Origin of the sequence: Agrococcus terreus (genome assembly GCF_014645235.1) — a bacterium.
GTDB lineage: Bacteria > Actinomycetota > Actinomycetes > Actinomycetales > Microbacteriaceae > Agrococcus > Agrococcus terreus.
Map to the genome: position 1 here is coordinate 646,909 of NZ_BMLM01000002.1, position 14,566 is coordinate 661,474.

A 14,566-nucleotide genomic window follows, 5' to 3' on the forward strand; every position below is an offset into this window, starting at 1 on the left:
CCAGTGGTCGGCCGAGGGGATCATCACCTCGGCCGACCACTGAACCGGTCGAGATGCTCGCTGCCTGGTCTCAACCGGGCTATTGGTACGGCAGACCAGGAGGCGCGGGGCGGGAGGCGATCAGCCGGCGGCGAGCAGGCGCAGCGTCTGCGCGCCGAAGGCGCCGCCCAGCAGCGCGGCCGCGAGCGCCGCGAGCGCGACCAGCCGGTCGACCGAGCGGTGCGGCACCTCGCGGGCGTCGATGCCGTCGAGCCGGATCCACCCGAAGAGCGCCGCCCTCCCCCGCCGCACCGCGCCGATCGCGAGCAGCAGCGCGAGGATCGCGCACACGCCCGAGACGAGCAGCCACGCGGGCGACAGCAGCGCCCCCTCGGCCGACGAGAACGGCGCCGCGGCGATCGCCCCGAGCCCTACCGACAGCACCCACCAGGTGACGGGAGGCCCGAACCCGCGGGCCGCGAAGAGCGACAGCACCGGTGCGCCGAAGAGCGCCACGACGCCGAGCAGCAGCCCGCCCCAGCCGCTCACTTGGCAGACCGCGTCGGAGGTCGTGCAGGCGCCCTCGTCGAACGAGATGAGGATGCCCGCCGCGCTCGAGGCGGCCGCGGCGCCGAAGCCGACGGCGCCCCACGCGAGCAGCATCCCGAGCCATGACGACGCGATCGAGCCGCCTGCGATGACGGGCGGCACGCGGTAGAGGCGGTCGGTCCAGGGCACCCGACCACGCTACGCCCGCGGGTCACATCGCATCGCGGATGGCCCAGGCCAGCGACATCGTGGCGAACCATGCGATCGACATGCCTCCGGCGCCGAGCGCGACTCCGATTCGCACCCGCCCGTCCTCCTTGCGACTCAAGGCCACGAGCGCGAGCACGACGGCGACGGGCGCCGTCGACAGGGTGCCCATCGAGATGATCGTCGTCCACGCCTCCATCACCGGGGTCATCCGGGTCGGATCCCAGTCGACGAACGCGCCAGGAACGCCGGAGAGCCGCAAGACGTAGAACCCGGCGTGGAGGAGCGCGACGCACAGCGCGGCAGTCGCGATGACGGGCCGCACGCGCGGCGGCACGGCGACCTCGGCGTCGTCCCCCGCCTCCTCCGGCTGCACGAACACCGGGCCGTCGTACTGGGTCATGCCCGCAGGCTATGAGGGATGCTCCGCTCAGCGTGCAGGCGCGCGGCTAGCCTGGCCGCATGATCCCCGCCGACTGGATCCCCCACCGCCGCGCCGACCGCGAGCTGGTCGGCTACCTGCGCGAGGCGGGCGACGGCTTCCAGGCGATGGACCTCTTCGGCCGGCCGCTCGGCGAGCCGGCCGACTGGCTGGAGGCGGAGGAGGCGCTCGAGGCGCACGGCCTCGCGTGGCTCATGGAGCCGTTCCTGCTCGATGTCGACGGACGCGACGTGCGCGTGCGGGTGGTGGAGGCGACGCCGCAGCGGATCCGCGTGAAGCGCGACGACTTCGGCGACATCGGCGCCGAGCAGGCGTTCTGGGAGGTGCCGGTGCCCGAGACGGGTCGCCTGCGGCCTGCGCCGCCGCTCACCGAGTGGCCGGGCCCCGGCGCCGCCCGCTAGGGCTTCAGGAGCGCAGCGATCACGAGCATCACGGGCAGCGACAGCACCGTGGTGAGCAGCACGATGTCGCGCGAGATGACGGTCGCCCGGTCGTAGCGGAGCGCGTACTGGTAGATGTTCTGCGCGGTCGGCAGCGCGCCCATGATCGTGCACGCGTAGACGAGCTGGTCGTCCAGCTGGAAGACGAAGCGCGCGAGCACGAACACGAACGCCGGCAGCACGAGCGACTTCAGCGCCACCGCCAGTGCGATCTCCTTGCGGCCGGTCCCCGGCTGCAGCGGCCGGTCGCCGCGCAGCGAGATGCCGAACGCGAGGAGCATGAGCGGCACCGCGGCCCCGCCCAGGATCTCGAGCGGCGCGAGCACCGGCTGCGGCACCTGGATGTCGAGGGCCGAGACGATCGCGCCGAGCGCGCCGCCGATGAGCATCGGGTTGCGGAAGGGCTGGGTGAGGATGCCGACGAGCGAGGCTCTGCCGGCCGTCATGATGTCGAGGCTCGCGAGCAGCAGCGGCGCGAGCACGAGCAGCTGCAGCAGCAGCATCGGGCCCACGAACTGCGCGTCGCCGATGACGTAGATCGCCACGGGCAGGCCGATGTTGTTGACGTTGCTGTAGCCGGAGGCGGTGCCTGCGAGCGCGATCCGGGCCGGATCCTTCGTGAACCAGATGCGCGCGACGACCGCGTAGACGACGAAGACCCCGAGGAAGCCGAGCGCCGCCACCGCGAGCACGCCCGAGAACAGCAGCCTCACGTCGGCCTCGGCGAGCACGGTGAACAGCAGCGCGGGGCTCGCGGCGAAGAACGAGGTCTTGTTGAGGACGAGGCGGCCGTCCTGGTTGACCACGCCGAGCCGCGCGAGCAGCCAGCCGACGAAGATGACGAAGCCGATGATCGCGAAGCCGATCAGCACACCGCCCATGGCACCTCCGGTCGTTCGCCCGCCTCATCAGTTCTGCAGACAAGTCTGACAGGTCGAGCGCGCCGGCCCGCGCGCCCTGCCCTCGCATCCGCGCCCCCCGCGAACGCGAGGAGGAGCGAGGATGCGCAGCGGTAGGCCGCGCCCTCAGGCGGCAACTACTGGGCCGCGAGGCCGAGGTCGTCGAGGGTGATCGCGGCGCGGTACTCGACGCCGGCCGCCTCGATCGCGGCCTGCGCGCCGGTCGCGCGGTCGACGATCACGGCGACGGCCACGACCTCCGCGCCGACCTTGCGGAGCGCCTCGATGGCCTTGATCGGGCTGCCGCCGGTGGTGGAGGTGTCCTCGAGCACGACGACGCGCTTGCCGGCGAGGTCGGGGCCCTCGATCTGGCGGCCGCGGCCGTGGTCCTTCGGCTCCTTGCGCACGACGAACGCGTCGACTGCGAGGTCGCGCGCGAGCCCTCGGTGCAGCACGGCGTTGGCGAGCGGGTCGGCGCCCATCGTGAGGCCGCCGACCGCGGCGACGTCGGGGATGTCGGCGATGAGGTCGAGCAGCACGTCGCCGATGAGCGGCGCGGCTCGGTGGTCGAGCGAGAGCTTGCGCAGGTCGATGTAGTACGACGCCCGCTTCCCCGAGGTGAGGACGAAGTCGCCGTGGAAGACGGCCTCGTCGCGGATGAGCTGGATGAGCTGGTCGCGCGCGGTCACGGCTCCAGGCTAGAGGCTGACGGGTGCGGCGCTGGCGGTGGGTGGTCTCGAGACGCGAGCGGCCTGCGGCCGCGCGATCCTCGACCAGCGCGCTGGAGCTGAAAGCGGAGGCGCTCTCGCGCCTCCGCCGCGACGCCAGCGCCGACGGCCGTCCCGGCCGTCGGTTCTCGTGCCGACGAGAGCGCTCCTCGACCCGGCGGAGCGCCTCAGGGCCGCGGGTCGCGCCCCGTCCAGGCGGCGAAGCGCTCCGAACGCGTCGCGTCATCGGGCGGCTCGACCGGCGCCGCGAAGATGCCGGGACGACGGATCGTCTCCTCGTTCGCGCGCTCGCGGAACTGCTCCATCCACTCGAGCAGCTCGAGCGGGAAGTCGAGGTTCTCGGCCAGGCCCACGCGGGCGCTGCCCCAGCGGACGTCCCACGCGTGCAGCGCCATGTCGAGCGTCGCGAGCGGCAGCGCGTGGAAGGCGTCGTCGCCCGCATCCACGGCGGCGTTGCGCAGGCGCGCGGCGAGCTGCTCCCACGCGTCGACGGCGTCGAGGTCGGCGACCTCGGCCATCACGCTGTCGTGCTCGGCGGTGAGCTGGCCCGCGCCCTCCGCGAACCCGAGCAGCGCGGCGCCGGCGTGCTCCTGCTGCACGCCCGTGACGTGCCGCACCACGTCGGCGATCGACCAGTCGGCGCACGCGGACTCGAGCCCCAAGTTGTCGGCGCCCGCCCTCGCCTCGGCCGAGAAGAGATCGAGGGCGACCAGGAAGCGTTCGCGCGCAGAGCTCATCCGGACATCCTGCCCCCGGCGCCTGTGCGCCGCCCCATCGGGATGCGCGGTGCGCGTGGCCCGCCGCCCGTAGGCTCGGGGCATGCGCATCGCCACCTGGAACGTGAACTCCGTGCGCGCCCGCACGGCCCGCATCGTCGACTGGCTGGAGCGCAGCGACGTCGACGTGCTCGCCATGCAGGAGATCAAGTGCAAGACCGAGCAGTTCCCGTACGAGGCGTTCGAGGCGGCCGGCTACGAGGTGCAGGCGCACGGCCACAACCAGTGGAACGGCGTCGCGATCGCCTCGCGCCTGCCGATGACGGACGTCGTGCGCGACCTGCCGGGGCAGCCGGGCTACGCGAACACGGGTGACCCCGTCGTCGAGGCGCGCGCGATGGGCGCGACCGTCGAGGGCGTGCGCCTGTGGAGCCTCTACGTGCCGAACGGCCGGGAGCTCGAGCACGCGCACTACGGCTACAAGCTCGACTGGCTGCGCGTGCTCGCCGACCTCACGGCCACCTGGCGTGGCCAGCCGCTCGCGCTCATGGGCGACTTCAACATCGCGCCGCTCGACGAGGACGTGTGGGATATCGCCGCGTTCGACGGCGCCACGCACGTCTCACCGCCCGAGCGCGCCGCCTTCCAGGCGCTGCTCGACGCGGGCCTCGTCGACGTCGTGCGCGACCGCGCCCCCGGCTTCACCTACTGGGACTACAAGGCGGGCCGCTGGAACAAGGGCGAGGGCATGCGCATCGACTTCGTGCTCGGCACGCCGGAGCTCGCCGACCTCGTCGCGAAGGCCTCGATCGACCGCATGGAGCGCTCGGGCGACGCCCCCTCCGACCACGTGCCGGTCATCGTCGACCTCGACCTCGACACCGAGCTCGACGACGACCGCCCGATGATCTTCTGAGCCCGTCCCGTGACCTGGACGACGCAGTGACCTGGACGAAGCAGTGACCTGGGACGAGGAGGAGCTCGAGCCTCGGCGCGAGTGGACGCGGGAGTCGCGGCTGCGCCTCGCCGCCTGGATCCTCGTGTTCGGCAACCTGCTCGGCATCCTCATGCTCGCGCCCGTCGGCGACGGCGGCCTGCAGCAGGCGGCGGATGCGTCAGGCGCCGACGACGGCCCGGCCCGGCAGCTCTACTGGATCGGCATCCTCGTGGCGACGCTCGTGGGCAACGGCGTCGGCGCGGCGGCCGCGGCGATGCGGCAGGGCTGGGCGATCGTGCCGCCGCTGCTCGCGCTCGCGGCGTGCTGGACGATCTTCGCCATCGCGGCCTCGATGGTCTAGCCGGCGGCCTCCGCCCCGTGCGCTGCCGCGCCGCGCGCCGCCGCCGCGCGCCGGTCGTGCGCGACCTGCGCCGCGATCACGACGACGCCCGCGCACGCCGCGAGGATGCAGCTCGAGAGCGCGATGCCCGTGGCCTGCACCGGCACCTGCAGCACGATGAGCGGCACCGCGAGCGCGAAGGCGACGATCGCCACGACGATGGCGGAGAGCGCGGACCACGTGCCCTCGACCCTGCGCCGCGAGGCGGCGCGGGCGAGCACGAGCGCCGTCCACACCAGCGCGGGCGCCGCGGTCGTCTGGGCCCACAGGAGCCAGAACTGCTCCACCTGCACGGCGCTCGGCCACGCCCAGAACGCGGTCTCGGAGATGACCGGGTCGATGACCCAGGCCAGGACGGCGGTGGCGGCCACGTGGAGCGAGACCGCCGCGGCGGCCCGGATGGCCGTGACGGCGACGGGACGGGCGGCGGCGGGCGCCGCGACGGACGAGGGGAGGGCGATGTCGCTCACGCGCTCACGGTACGTCTCGCCTCCGGCTCGGCGCCAGGGTGCACTTCGCGGACTGCGCTGGCCCTGCGCCGGACCTGAGGCGGAGCACGCCAGGAGGCCCCACGCAACGGAGTTGCGGCCGACGGCCGCATCGAGCGCACCCGCTGGAACGGGCAGGAGACGCGGGGCGGAACGCACGATACGTGCGCGGAAGTCTCCATACGCTGGTTTCACGCGCAGATCCCGCCCGCCGTGGCGGGATCGCGGCACGTCCGCCCCACTCCCCCGAACCCGAGGAGGCTCCCATGACGATGACCCAGGCCACCGCCGCCGACCTCCGCCAGCACCCCGCCTGGCTCCGCATCAAGGCCGCCGCCACCGCGCTCCAGCCGCTGCAGTCGAAGAGCGGCGCCGTCGAGGACGCCGCGCACCACGACGCCGCCCGCGGCCACGTCGCCGACATCGTCGCCGGCATCCGCGAGTTCGCGCCGGAGTTCCCGCACGACGCGGAGTACCTCGCGCAGGCCGCCGCCGACTTCGAGCGCTGGGCCGCCGAGGGCCTGGGCGAGCCCGACTTCTTCGACGCGCTGCAGCGCTTCCAGCCGCAGCAGCACCGCGTCGACGGCCTCCGCCACCTCGTCATCTTCCCGATGTACACGCAGAACGGCTCGCCCGACCGCAAGGTCGAGGCCGTGCTCGTCGAGGTCATCTGGCCCGACTTCATCGCCGACCTCGAGGCCGGCGACTACGGCAACGCGCTCTTCGTGCCGCTGCGCTTCATCGACTTCACCGCCGGCTACGACACCAACTCCGCCGTGCTCTTCCCCGAGACGGTCGCGATGCGCGAGATCCCCTCGTTCACGTGGGGTGCGATCTTCCAGGACCGCGAGGCCGCGCGCTTCCGCCGCGTCGTCGAGGCCGCGTGCGAGGTGACGAAGCTCGAGCTGCCCGCCGACGCTGCCGAGATGCTCGCCGACCAGCGCCTGGCTGAGGAGACCTTCGTCATGTGGGATCTCATCCACGACCGCACCCACATGCGCGGCGACCTGCCGTTCGACCCGTTCATGATCAAGCAGCGGATGCCGTTCTTCCTCTACTCGCTCGAGGAGCTGCGCTGCGACCTCACCGCGTTCCGCGAGTCGGTCGCGATCGAGCGCCGCATCGCCGCCGACGAGCACGCCTCCGACGCCGACCGCGACCTCGCGAAGCACGCGAAGCTCGTGCAGTACGCGGTGATCTTCGACCGCATCTTCCGCTTCTCGATCACCGGCAGCCGCACCCGCAACTACGACGGCCTCGGCGGCCAGCTGCTGTTCGCGTGGCTGCACCAGCACCGGGTGCTGCACTGGACCGACACGCAGCTCGCCTTCGACTGGGACGAGGTGCCGGACGTCGTGAACAAGCTGGGCGAGGCGATCGAGCACCTCTACTGGCGCTCGATCGACCGTCCGAAGGTCGCGCACTGGCTCGCCGCGTACGAGCTCGTCTCGTCGGTCGTCGAGCCGCACCCGGCATCCGCGTGGAAGGCGGGCGAGCTGCCGCTCGACGGCACGCCCCGCCAGCTCACCGACCTGGTGATGGACGACGAGTTCCCGCTCTCGATGTTCTACGAGGCGTTCGAGAAGAAGATGCGCGACGTCATCGCCTCGACGAAGGGCATCACGGCCGAGTCCGTCTGAGCCGCGGCGCGCGACAGGTGCGCATCCACCGACGGGGTGCTGACATGCCAGCACCCCGTCGGTCGTGCCGAACCTGTCGGCGCGGCGGAGGCGCTACTCCTGGTGCAGCTTGTCCTGCACCTCACCGGCGATCTTCTCCATCGTGTTCGACTTCGGCGTCGTGCCGTACCAGCGCGCATCCGGCACCGTCGGCGGCGGCATCGGCACGCCGGGCTCCGGCTCGGCGCGGTAGCTGAACTCGCCCTTGCCGTCGGGCGTCGGTCCGCTCGCCCAGCGGCCCTCCCCCGCCGCGGCGCCGTCGCTGAAGTTGACGTACTCGTACGACACGTCGCGATCCTCCTTCCGGAGCGGGAAGTTGCTGGGCACCGGGAAGTCCTCGTGGCCCTCCTCCCGCAGCTCGGCCGCTGCCGCCATCCACATGTTCTGGTGCATGGTGTCGCGCGCGAGCAGGAACGACAGCAGGTCGCGGATGCCCTGATCGTCGGTCATGTGGAAGAGCCGGGCCACCTGGACCCGGCCCTGCATCTCGGCGTTCGCGTTCGCCGCGAAGTCGGCGAGCAGGTTGCCGCTCGCGGTGATGTAGCTGCCCGACCACGGGTTGCCCATCGAGTCGACGGGGCGCGCGCCGGCACCCGCGACGATGCCCTGCTGGATGTCGGTGCCGCCGACGACCGCGGCGACGGTCGGATCCGCCTGGACGGCCTCGTCGGTGACGCCGAGCGGCGCCTTCTCGAGCAGCTGCGCGATCATCGTCGCGAGCATCTCGACGTGGCCCATCTCCTCGGCGCCGATGCCGAAGACGAGGTCGCGGTACTTGCCCGGCATGTGCATGTTCCAGGCCTGGAACTGGTACTGCATGGCGACGGTGATCTCGCCGTACTGTCCGCCGAGCACCTCCTGCAGCTTGCGGGCGTAGACCGCATCGGGCTTGTCGGGCACTGCCTTGTGCTGCAGCTCCTGCTTGTGGAAGTACATCAGGATCCCTCCGGATGGTGCCGAGGGCCCGGTCGGCCCCAGACCGTGCGCGGGACGCTACGGACGCGGTTCGGGGTACGTCAACGGAATCGCCGAGGCGGCTTGCTGTGAATCTGGGGTACAGAATCCGGGGGACAGATGTGCGCGGCCGGGCGGCATCCGGAACATCCCGGGGTACGGGATCATCGGCTCCCCCTCTAGGGTGACCCCAGGGGAGAAGGGCGACGCATGGCCACCATCGCGGCGTACACCGGTCCGAGCGCCGGGCACGTCATGCCGATGGTGGGCGTGCTCGTGGCGCTCCGCGCCCGCGGGCACCGCATCCGACTGCGCACCACCCGCGCGATGCTGCCCCGGATGCGGGCCCTCGGGCTCCAGGCCGACGCGATCGACCCTCGCATCGAGCGGCTCGAGCTCGACGACTGGCAGTCGCGGTCCCTGCGCGACGACCTCCACAGCATCATGAGCACCTTCCTCGAGCGCGGCGAGCTCGAGGGGCCGGACCTGCGGTCGCTGCTCGACGCGTCCCGGCCCGACCTCGTGATGACCGACATCAACTGCTGGGGCGCGGCGGCGGTCGCGGAGGCGTCGGGCCTGCCGTGGGTCGCGTGCTCCCCCTACGCGCCCTTCGTGCGCTCGGCAGGGCTGCCGCCGTACGGGCCGGGCTTCGCGCCAGGCGACGGCCCGATCGCCCGGGCGCGCGACGCCCTGTTCGACCGGCTCGTGCTGCGGCCCGCCGAGGCGCGCGCGCTCCGCGAGCGCAACGCGCTGCGGGCGCGCGTCGCCGGGCTGCCGCCGGCCGCCTCGAACGACGACCTCGTGCGCAGCGCGCCGCTCACCCTCGTCGCGAGCGCCGAGCCGCTCGAGTACCGGCACGTCGACTGGGAGCCGGACCTCCAGCTCGTCGGCGACATCGCGTGGGAGCCGCCCGAGCCGATGCCGCGGTCGCTGCGCGGGATCGAGGGGCCGATCGTCGTCGTGACGACCTCGGCCGAGCTGCAGCTCGACGACCAGATCGTGCGGACGGCGCTCGAGGCGCTGCACGACGAGCCCGTCACCGTGGTCGCGACGATGCCCGCCGGCGTCGACCCGCGGCTCGAGGTGCCGCCGAACGCGCGGGTGGTGGAGTTCGCGCCGCACGGGCCGCTGCTCGACCGCGCGATGTGCGCGATCACCTACGGCGGCACGGGGGTCACCGTGAAGGCGCTCTCGCGCGCCGTGCCGGTGGTCGTGGTCCCGTGGGGACGCGACCAGTTCGAGGTGGCCGCGCGCGTCGAGCACGCGGGCGCGGGGGTGCGCGTGCACCGGAGGCGGCTCACCCCCGCGGCGCTGCGCGCGGCCGTCCGGGAGGCGAGCGGCATGCGATCCGGGGCCCAGGCGGCGGCCGAGGGGCTGCGCGCGGCCGGTGGAGCCGCCCGAGCCGCCGACCTCGTCGAGGCGCGGCTGCCCGGCGACGAGGACCCCACCGGGCCGGCTCGGGCCGACGACCACGCCCGCTGAGCGCTGAGCCCGCGCGTCGACGCCGACCGCGGCGGCCTGGGCGGATCCGGAATGCCCGCGCCGCGCATCCGGTTGCCCACCTCCGTACTGCTCCACGACGAGAGGGAAGAGCATGGCCAGGATCACGGTGCTGGGCGCGACGGGCTTCGCGGGCGGATGGATCGCGAAGGAGGCGGCGGCGCGCGGGCACGAGCTCACGCTGCTCTCGCGCTCCGCGCCCCAGGACGCGCCGGCCGGCGCCCGGGTGCTGCAGGGCTCCGCGCTCGACGGCGACGTGCTCGCGCAGGCCATCGACGGCGCCGACGTGGTCGTGGGCGCGCTCTCGCCGCGCGGCGACATGGCGGGCAAGGTGCTCGGCGTCTACACCGAGGTCGCCGAGCGGCTCGCCGGCACCGACGCGCGGTTCCTCGTGGTCGGCGGCTTTGGCTCGCTCAAGGGCGAGGACGGCGTGCGCATCGTCGAGACGCCCGCGTTCGAGCCGGCCTACAAGCCGGAGTCGGAGGAGCTGCTCGCCGCGTACGAGGCGCTCGCGGCGACGCCCGACCTCGACTGGACGTACATCAGCCCGGCCGGCGAGTTCGGCGGCTACATCGAGGACCAGACGCGCCGCGGCGCGTACCGCACGGGCGGCGAGCAGGCGTTCTTCGACGCCGACGGCCGCACGGCGATCTCAGGTCCGGACTTCGGCCTGGCGGTCGTCGACGAGATCGAGGCCGCGGCGCACGTGCGCGAGCACATCTCGTTCGCGTACTGACGGTTCGCGGCCCCACCCGCGGGTCGAGGAGCGCGGGCGGCGCCTCCGGCGCCGTCCGTCTCTACCGGCGGGAGGAGCCTCCGCCCGGCTCGACCCGCTGCGTACCCAGCCCGCATCGGGGCACAGATGGCACCGTGGTCGTCATGACCGACACCGACCCCGACTTCGAGCGCTTCCTCGACCGCGGCTTCCGCGTCCCCCTCGACGGCACCGAGGAGGAGGCCGTCGCATCCGTCCTCGAGCAGCTGAACGGCGCGGGCGGCCCCGTCGCCGCCGAGAGCGAGGTGCTGCGGTTCGTGCAGGCAGCGCGAGCCGGCGCGGCACAGCACGACGACGCCGACGGCTGAGCCTCGGGCACCGCACGCCTCCGGTGGAGCGGAGGCTCGCGTGCTGGGGACCTACCCCTGCCGCCGCACCATCTCTGCGATCCATGCCGGCGCGTACGGCGAGGTGCAGTTCGGCGGGGTGGGGTAGTCCTCCAGAACCCGCAGCCGCTCCCCGATCGCGATCGCGCGCGCCCTGAGCTCGGGATGCACGATGCCGATCTGCGCGAGGCACGTGTTCATCTCCCACTGGAGCCGGCCCAGCGCATCCGCCATCTCCGCCTCGATGGTGTCGAGCAGGCCGGGCAGGTCGAGCCCCTCGGGCGACTTCACGACCCGGTGGCTCGTCAGCGCCCAGCCTGCCGCGGCGACGACGGGGTCGGCGTCGCCGAGCCACGCGAGCCGCAGCGCCTCGGCATGGGAGCTCTGCTTCACGACGTAGTTCGTGAGCCAGTCGAGCACCTTCGGAGCGCGCGCCTCGCGCAGCATCGCGTCGAGCTCCGCCTCGTCGAAGGCCTTCGGCCGCGCGACGAGCAGCGCGAGCAGCCGAGCGTCGGTGCGGCCCGTGGCCCAGAGCTCGAGGGCGAGCGGATGCTGCTGCTTCAGCCGCTTGGCGATCGCGCGCAGCTTCGAGAGGTTGGCGCCGTGGTCGTCGCCGTGCCGCTCGTTGACGGCCCGCATCCGCGGATCCTCGATGGACGCGAGCTCGTCGAGCAGCTCCGCCGCGGTGGTCTCGGTGGTGGTGGGCACGGCGCCTCCTCGCTCCTGCGCCGAGGGTAGCCCGCCGCGCCGACGCGCGTTCCCTCCCGCAACCGGCTCCGCGCATCCGGCCTTCAGTCAGCCCGCCGCGCCCCGTCGCGCCGCCCAGGCGACGACGGCAGGATGGAGCCCATGCGCATCCTCATCGCCGGCGCCACGAGCGCCCTCGGCACCGCCACCGCCACCGCGCTGCTGGATGCGGGGCACCACGTGATCGTCGTCGGGTCAGACGCCGACCGGCTCGGCCTCGTCGACGCGAGCGAGCGGTTCGTGTGCGACCTCACGGATGCGGCGGCCGTCGACGCGCTCGCGGCCGAGGTGGGCGAGCTCGACGCGCTCGTGCACCTCGTGGGCGGCTGGCGCGGCGGCGGCGGGCTCGCGGGACAGACCGACGAGGACTGGGCGTGGCTCGAGCCGCGCGTCGTCGGCACGCTGCGCCACACGACGCGGGCGTTCGCCGACGCGATCGGCCGGTCGGAGGCGGGCGCGATCGTGGCGATCTCGACCACCGGCCTCGAGCGGCCCACCGCCGGCAACGCCAGCTACGTGGCGCTGAAGGCGGCCGCGGAGGCGTGGCTCGCCGCGGTGGGGCACGCGCTGCGCGAGACGCCGGCCCGCATCGTCGTGAAGCGCGTGAAGGCGCTCATCACGGCGCAGCAGCGGGCCGCCGAGCCGGAGCGCGCGTTCCCGGGCGCGACCGACGTCGACGAGCTCGCGGCCGAGATCGCCAGCGATCTGGGGGCGCGGCCGTGAGCGGCCAGTGGCGCCCCTCGCCGCACCCGTTCTGGTGGCTGCTCGCCGCGATCATCGCACTGGTCTTCCTCCTGACCGGCACGGTGCTCCCGCGGACGATCTCGGCCACGCTCTTCGTCATCGCCGCGTTCGGCTGGTTCCGCTCGGGCTCGGTCGAGGCGCCCCGCGAGGGCGGCGGCGCGGACGCGCGCGAGGGCTGACCGCGCGAGAGCGCCATCCGCGCCGACCCCGTGAGCCTCCGCCCGATCTCAACGGGTCTGCGCGCAGCATCCCGCCCCATGCGGGGCCGTGCTGCGCGCAGAGCCGTCGGGATCAGTGCGCGCGCTCGAGCACGAAGACCGGGATGAGGCGGTCGGTCTTCTCCTGGTAGTCGGCGTAGGGCGGGTAGGCCTCGACCGACCGGGCCCACCAGGCGTCGCGCTCGGGACCGTCGGGCAGCTCGCGCGCGATGTAGTCGTGCTTGTGGCCGACGTCGTGGAGCTCGACGTGCGGATGCTTGCGCATGTTCCAGTACCAGACGGGGTGCTCGGGGGCGCCGCCCTTCGACGCGACGACGGCGTAGTCGCCGTCGTGCTCGACGCGCATGAGCGCGGTCTTCCGCAGCTTGCCGCTGCGGGCGCCGACCGTCGTCAGGACGATGATCGGCATGCCGTTCATGTCGTTGGCCTCGGCGCCGTTCGTCGCCTCGAACCGCTCCGCCTGCTCGCGCGCCCATGCGGACGTGCTCGGTGCGTACTCTCCCTGCAGCGGCATCTCATGCTCCTTCGCGTCGATCTCAACCGGTTCTGTGGTCGTCCAAGGGCACTATCCCCTCCGCCGACCACTGACCCGGTTGAGAACGCTCGGGCGGAGGTCGGTGTTCCGCGGCGCGCCGCGGCGGGGCGTCAGCCCTTGCGGAAGTGCGCGCGGATGCGGTCGGCCTGCGCGGGCGTCAGGTGCCACTCCGTGCCGATCTCGTGGCCCTCGAAGGGGCCCTGGCCGTCGGCGGGGTTCCGCAGGAAGCCGCGGATCTGCTTGCCCTTGCGGTCCATCCCGAGCTCGCGCGAGAGCTCGACGGGCGTGATCGTGGCGTCGTCCATGCTCCGAGGCTACGCGGCGTCCGGCTTCCGCCGCGCCGCGAGCGTCACGCCGCCACCTCGGATCTCAACGGCTCTGCGCGCACGACGACCCCGGATCCGGGGGCATGCTGCGCACGGAGCCGTTGAGATGCCGGGGCGCGGCGAGGATGCTGGAGGCCGAGCAGAGGAGCGGCATGGACGCGAGCACGGGCGACGAGCGGATCTCGGGGGCGGACTTCCACCGCGCATCCGGGGTCGAGGATTGGCGGATCGTCGCCACCGGCCCGCAGGCGGTGTTCCTGGCGACGTCGCTCGAGCACGCGACATCGCTCGTCGCGCCGATCGTCGCCGCCGCGGCGAGCGCGGGCGTGCTGCCCGACGTCGACGTGCGCCCGGAGGCGGTGGTGGTGAGCGTGCCGGACCGCGACTTCCAGGGCATCCCGGCAGGTGCGCCGGCGTTCGCAGCCGAGGTGTCGCGCGCCGCGGCCGAGCGCGGCCTCGCTGCGGATCCGTCGCGCGTGCAGGCGATCCAGCTCTACGTCGCGCAGCACAGCGGGGCCGACGTGCGGCCGTTCTTCCTCGCGGCGCTCGGCTACGAGCCGCTCGGCGACGGCGACGCCGTCGACCCGCTGCGCCGCGGCCCGCAGCTGGCCATGAACCCGATCTCCGGCGACGCCGCCGGCCGCGGCCGCACGCACCTCGACGTCTTCGTGCCCGCCGACCAGCGCCAGGTGCGCGTCGACGCGGCGCTCGCCGCACAGGGCCGCCTCGCCGACGACTCGCGCGCCCCGATGTGGTCGACCCTCGCCTCCCCCGACAACCACGGCGTCGACATCGCCGGCTGGCCGGACGCGCGCGACTGACCCGCCGGCCTCCGCCTCCCCTGGTCTCAACCGGCTCAGTGGTCGGGCATCGAGCTGAGGTCGATGCCCTATCGATAGCCGGGTTGAGACCAGGCGGCGGTGCGCGAGCGAGCGGCGGGCGAGCCCGGCTGCCGACCGCACGAGGGCCGACCCGCG

General features: G+C 73.5%; 20 protein-coding genes. 10 read left to right on the plus strand and 10 right to left on the minus strand.

The features are described 5' to 3' along the window. Positions 1-120 precede the first annotated feature (120 nt). Together IEW90_RS12900 and IEW90_RS12905 are read right to left on the minus strand one after the other, a co-directional pair. A complete protein-coding gene (locus tag IEW90_RS12900) occupies positions 121-717 on the minus strand; it encodes a hypothetical protein (protein ID WP_188718677.1) in 597 nt (198 codons plus the stop codon). Between the two features lie 22 nt (positions 718-739). Further along, on the minus strand, positions 740-1,138 hold the full coding sequence (locus IEW90_RS12905; protein ID WP_188718678.1) for a hypothetical protein: 399 nt from the start codon (positions 1,136-1,138) through the stop codon (positions 740-742). A gap of 59 nt (positions 1,139-1,197) precedes the next feature. Between IEW90_RS12905 and IEW90_RS12910 the strand changes: the two genes are divergently transcribed. Beyond that, positions 1,198-1,578, plus strand: coding sequence for a hypothetical protein (locus IEW90_RS12910; RefSeq protein WP_188718679.1), 381 nt, complete (start codon positions 1,198-1,200; stop codon positions 1,576-1,578). Here IEW90_RS12910 and IEW90_RS12915 read toward each other — a convergent pair. The 3 genes from IEW90_RS12915 to IEW90_RS12925 all read right to left on the minus strand — a co-directional run bounded on the left by IEW90_RS12915 (position 1,575) and on the right by IEW90_RS12925 (position 3,981). Continuing rightward, entirely contained in the window at positions 1,575-2,498 is a 924-nt protein-coding gene (locus tag IEW90_RS12915; protein ID WP_188718680.1) for an AEC family transporter, read from the minus strand. The two genes, IEW90_RS12910 and IEW90_RS12915, sit on opposite strands and share 4 nt — an antisense overlap. 155 nt (positions 2,499-2,653) lie before the next feature. Then, a complete protein-coding gene (gene pyrE, locus IEW90_RS12920; protein ID WP_188718681.1) occupies positions 2,654-3,205 on the minus strand; it encodes an orotate phosphoribosyltransferase in 552 nt (183 codons plus the stop codon). A 206-nt stretch (positions 3,206-3,411) separates the two neighbouring features. Further along, complete coding sequence (locus IEW90_RS12925; protein ID WP_188718682.1) at positions 3,412-3,981, minus strand: DinB family protein; 570 nt, start codon at positions 3,979-3,981, stop codon at positions 3,412-3,414. 82 nt (positions 3,982-4,063) lie between these two features. On the opposite strand from IEW90_RS12925, the gene IEW90_RS12930 reads away from it, so the two are divergent. Both IEW90_RS12930 and IEW90_RS12935 read left to right on the plus strand, forming a co-directional pair. Further along, the gene (locus tag IEW90_RS12930; RefSeq protein ID WP_188718683.1) at positions 4,064-4,876 is read left to right on the plus strand and encodes an exodeoxyribonuclease III; all 813 of its coding nucleotides are present in this window, start codon (positions 4,064-4,066) and stop codon (positions 4,874-4,876) included. 43 nt (positions 4,877-4,919) lie between these two features. Beyond that, on the plus strand, positions 4,920-5,258 hold the full coding sequence (locus IEW90_RS12935) for a hypothetical protein (RefSeq protein WP_188718684.1): 339 nt from the start codon (positions 4,920-4,922) through the stop codon (positions 5,256-5,258). Here IEW90_RS12935 and IEW90_RS12940 read toward each other — a convergent pair. Then, a complete protein-coding gene (locus IEW90_RS12940; RefSeq protein ID WP_188718685.1) occupies positions 5,255-5,767 on the minus strand; it encodes a hypothetical protein in 513 nt (170 codons plus the stop codon). The two genes, IEW90_RS12935 and IEW90_RS12940, sit on opposite strands and share 4 nt — an antisense overlap. 284 nt (positions 5,768-6,051) lie before the next feature. Between IEW90_RS12940 and IEW90_RS12945 the strand changes: the two genes are divergently transcribed. Then, entirely contained in the window at positions 6,052-7,425 is a 1,374-nt protein-coding gene (locus IEW90_RS12945) for a DUF6421 family protein (protein WP_188718686.1), read from the plus strand. Positions 7,426-7,518: 93 nt separating this feature from the next. Here the strand turns inward: IEW90_RS12945 and IEW90_RS12950 are convergent, their stop codons facing one another. After that, complete coding sequence (locus tag IEW90_RS12950; RefSeq protein WP_188718687.1) at positions 7,519-8,400, minus strand: manganese catalase; 882 nt, start codon at positions 8,398-8,400, stop codon at positions 7,519-7,521. Positions 8,401-8,628: 228 nt separating this feature from the next. On the opposite strand from IEW90_RS12950, the gene IEW90_RS12955 reads away from it, so the two are divergent. From IEW90_RS12955 to IEW90_RS12965, 3 genes are all read left to right on the plus strand, one after another. Then, a complete protein-coding gene (locus IEW90_RS12955; RefSeq protein ID WP_188718688.1) occupies positions 8,629-9,900 on the plus strand; it encodes a glycosyltransferase in 1,272 nt (423 codons plus the stop codon). A 112-nt stretch (positions 9,901-10,012) separates the two neighbouring features. Further along, positions 10,013-10,654, plus strand: a complete 642-nt coding sequence (locus IEW90_RS12960) for an NAD(P)-dependent oxidoreductase (RefSeq protein WP_188718689.1) — start codon at positions 10,013-10,015, stop codon at positions 10,652-10,654. A gap of 143 nt (positions 10,655-10,797) precedes the next feature. Further along, positions 10,798-11,001 (plus strand): hypothetical protein, encoded by a 204-nt coding sequence (locus IEW90_RS12965; protein ID WP_188718690.1) that lies wholly within the window; start codon positions 10,798-10,800, stop codon positions 10,999-11,001. A gap of 51 nt (positions 11,002-11,052) precedes the next feature. Here the strand turns inward: IEW90_RS12965 and IEW90_RS12970 are convergent, their stop codons facing one another. Beyond that, positions 11,053-11,727 (minus strand): DNA alkylation repair protein, encoded by a 675-nt coding sequence (locus IEW90_RS12970; protein ID WP_268236837.1) that lies wholly within the window; start codon positions 11,725-11,727, stop codon positions 11,053-11,055. Between the two features lie 141 nt (positions 11,728-11,868). On the opposite strand from IEW90_RS12970, the gene IEW90_RS12975 reads away from it, so the two are divergent. Together IEW90_RS12975 and IEW90_RS12980 are read left to right on the plus strand one after the other, a co-directional pair. Further along, on the plus strand, positions 11,869-12,489 hold the full coding sequence (locus tag IEW90_RS12975) for an SDR family NAD(P)-dependent oxidoreductase (protein ID WP_188718691.1): 621 nt from the start codon (positions 11,869-11,871) through the stop codon (positions 12,487-12,489). Then, a complete protein-coding gene (locus IEW90_RS12980; protein WP_188718692.1) occupies positions 12,486-12,689 on the plus strand; it encodes a hypothetical protein in 204 nt (67 codons plus the stop codon). Before IEW90_RS12975 ends, IEW90_RS12980 begins: the two co-directional genes overlap by 4 nt. A 112-nt stretch (positions 12,690-12,801) precedes the next feature. On the opposite strand, the gene IEW90_RS12985 is transcribed toward IEW90_RS12980, so the two are convergent. Together IEW90_RS12985 and IEW90_RS12990 are read right to left on the minus strand one after the other, a co-directional pair. Then, the gene (locus IEW90_RS12985; RefSeq protein WP_188718693.1) at positions 12,802-13,242 is read right to left on the minus strand and encodes a nitroreductase family deazaflavin-dependent oxidoreductase; all 441 of its coding nucleotides are present in this window, start codon (positions 13,240-13,242) and stop codon (positions 12,802-12,804) included. A gap of 131 nt (positions 13,243-13,373) precedes the next feature. Beyond that, a complete protein-coding gene (locus IEW90_RS12990) occupies positions 13,374-13,568 on the minus strand; it encodes a hypothetical protein (protein WP_188718694.1) in 195 nt (64 codons plus the stop codon). Positions 13,569-13,741: 173 nt separating this feature from the next. Here IEW90_RS12990 and IEW90_RS12995 point away from each other — a divergent pair, with 173 nt between their 5' ends. Beyond that, on the plus strand, positions 13,742-14,410 hold the full coding sequence (locus tag IEW90_RS12995; RefSeq protein WP_188718695.1) for a VOC family protein: 669 nt from the start codon (positions 13,742-13,744) through the stop codon (positions 14,408-14,410). Positions 14,411-14,566: the final 156 nt, after the last annotated feature.

What these genes read in the sequence shown, in the direction of transcription:
- IEW90_RS12905 (WP_188718678.1), bottom strand. Translation starts at nt 1,138, where the DNA reads ATGACCCAGTACGACGGCCCGGTGTTCGTGCAGCCGGAGGAGGCGGGG.
- IEW90_RS12910 (WP_188718679.1), top strand. Translation starts at nt 1,198, where the DNA reads ATGATCCCCGCCGACTGGATCCCCCACCGCCGCGCCGACCGCGAGCTG.
- IEW90_RS12915 (WP_188718680.1), bottom strand. Translation starts at nt 2,498, where the DNA reads ATGGGCGGTGTGCTGATCGGCTTCGCGATCATCGGCTTCGTCATCTTC.
- IEW90_RS12925 (WP_188718682.1), bottom strand. Translation starts at nt 3,981, where the DNA reads ATGAGCTCTGCGCGCGAACGCTTCCTGGTCGCCCTCGATCTCTTCTCG.
- IEW90_RS12930 (WP_188718683.1), top strand. Translation starts at nt 4,064, where the DNA reads ATGCGCATCGCCACCTGGAACGTGAACTCCGTGCGCGCCCGCACGGCC.
- IEW90_RS12945 (WP_188718686.1), top strand. Translation starts at nt 6,052, where the DNA reads ATGACGATGACCCAGGCCACCGCCGCCGACCTCCGCCAGCACCCCGCC.
- IEW90_RS12950 (WP_188718687.1), bottom strand. Translation starts at nt 8,400, where the DNA reads ATGTACTTCCACAAGCAGGAGCTGCAGCACAAGGCAGTGCCCGACAAG.
- IEW90_RS12955 (WP_188718688.1), top strand. Translation starts at nt 8,629, where the DNA reads ATGGCCACCATCGCGGCGTACACCGGTCCGAGCGCCGGGCACGTCATG.
- IEW90_RS12960 (WP_188718689.1), top strand. Translation starts at nt 10,013, where the DNA reads ATGGCCAGGATCACGGTGCTGGGCGCGACGGGCTTCGCGGGCGGATGG.
- IEW90_RS12965 (WP_188718690.1), top strand. Translation starts at nt 10,798, where the DNA reads ATGACCGACACCGACCCCGACTTCGAGCGCTTCCTCGACCGCGGCTTC.
- IEW90_RS12975 (WP_188718691.1), top strand. Translation starts at nt 11,869, where the DNA reads ATGCGCATCCTCATCGCCGGCGCCACGAGCGCCCTCGGCACCGCCACC.
- IEW90_RS12985 (WP_188718693.1), bottom strand. Translation starts at nt 13,242, where the DNA reads ATGCCGCTGCAGGGAGAGTACGCACCGAGCACGTCCGCATGGGCGCGC.
- IEW90_RS12990 (WP_188718694.1), bottom strand. Translation starts at nt 13,568, where the DNA reads ATGGACGACGCCACGATCACGCCCGTCGAGCTCTCGCGCGAGCTCGGG.
- IEW90_RS12995 (WP_188718695.1), top strand. Translation starts at nt 13,742, where the DNA reads ATGGACGCGAGCACGGGCGACGAGCGGATCTCGGGGGCGGACTTCCAC.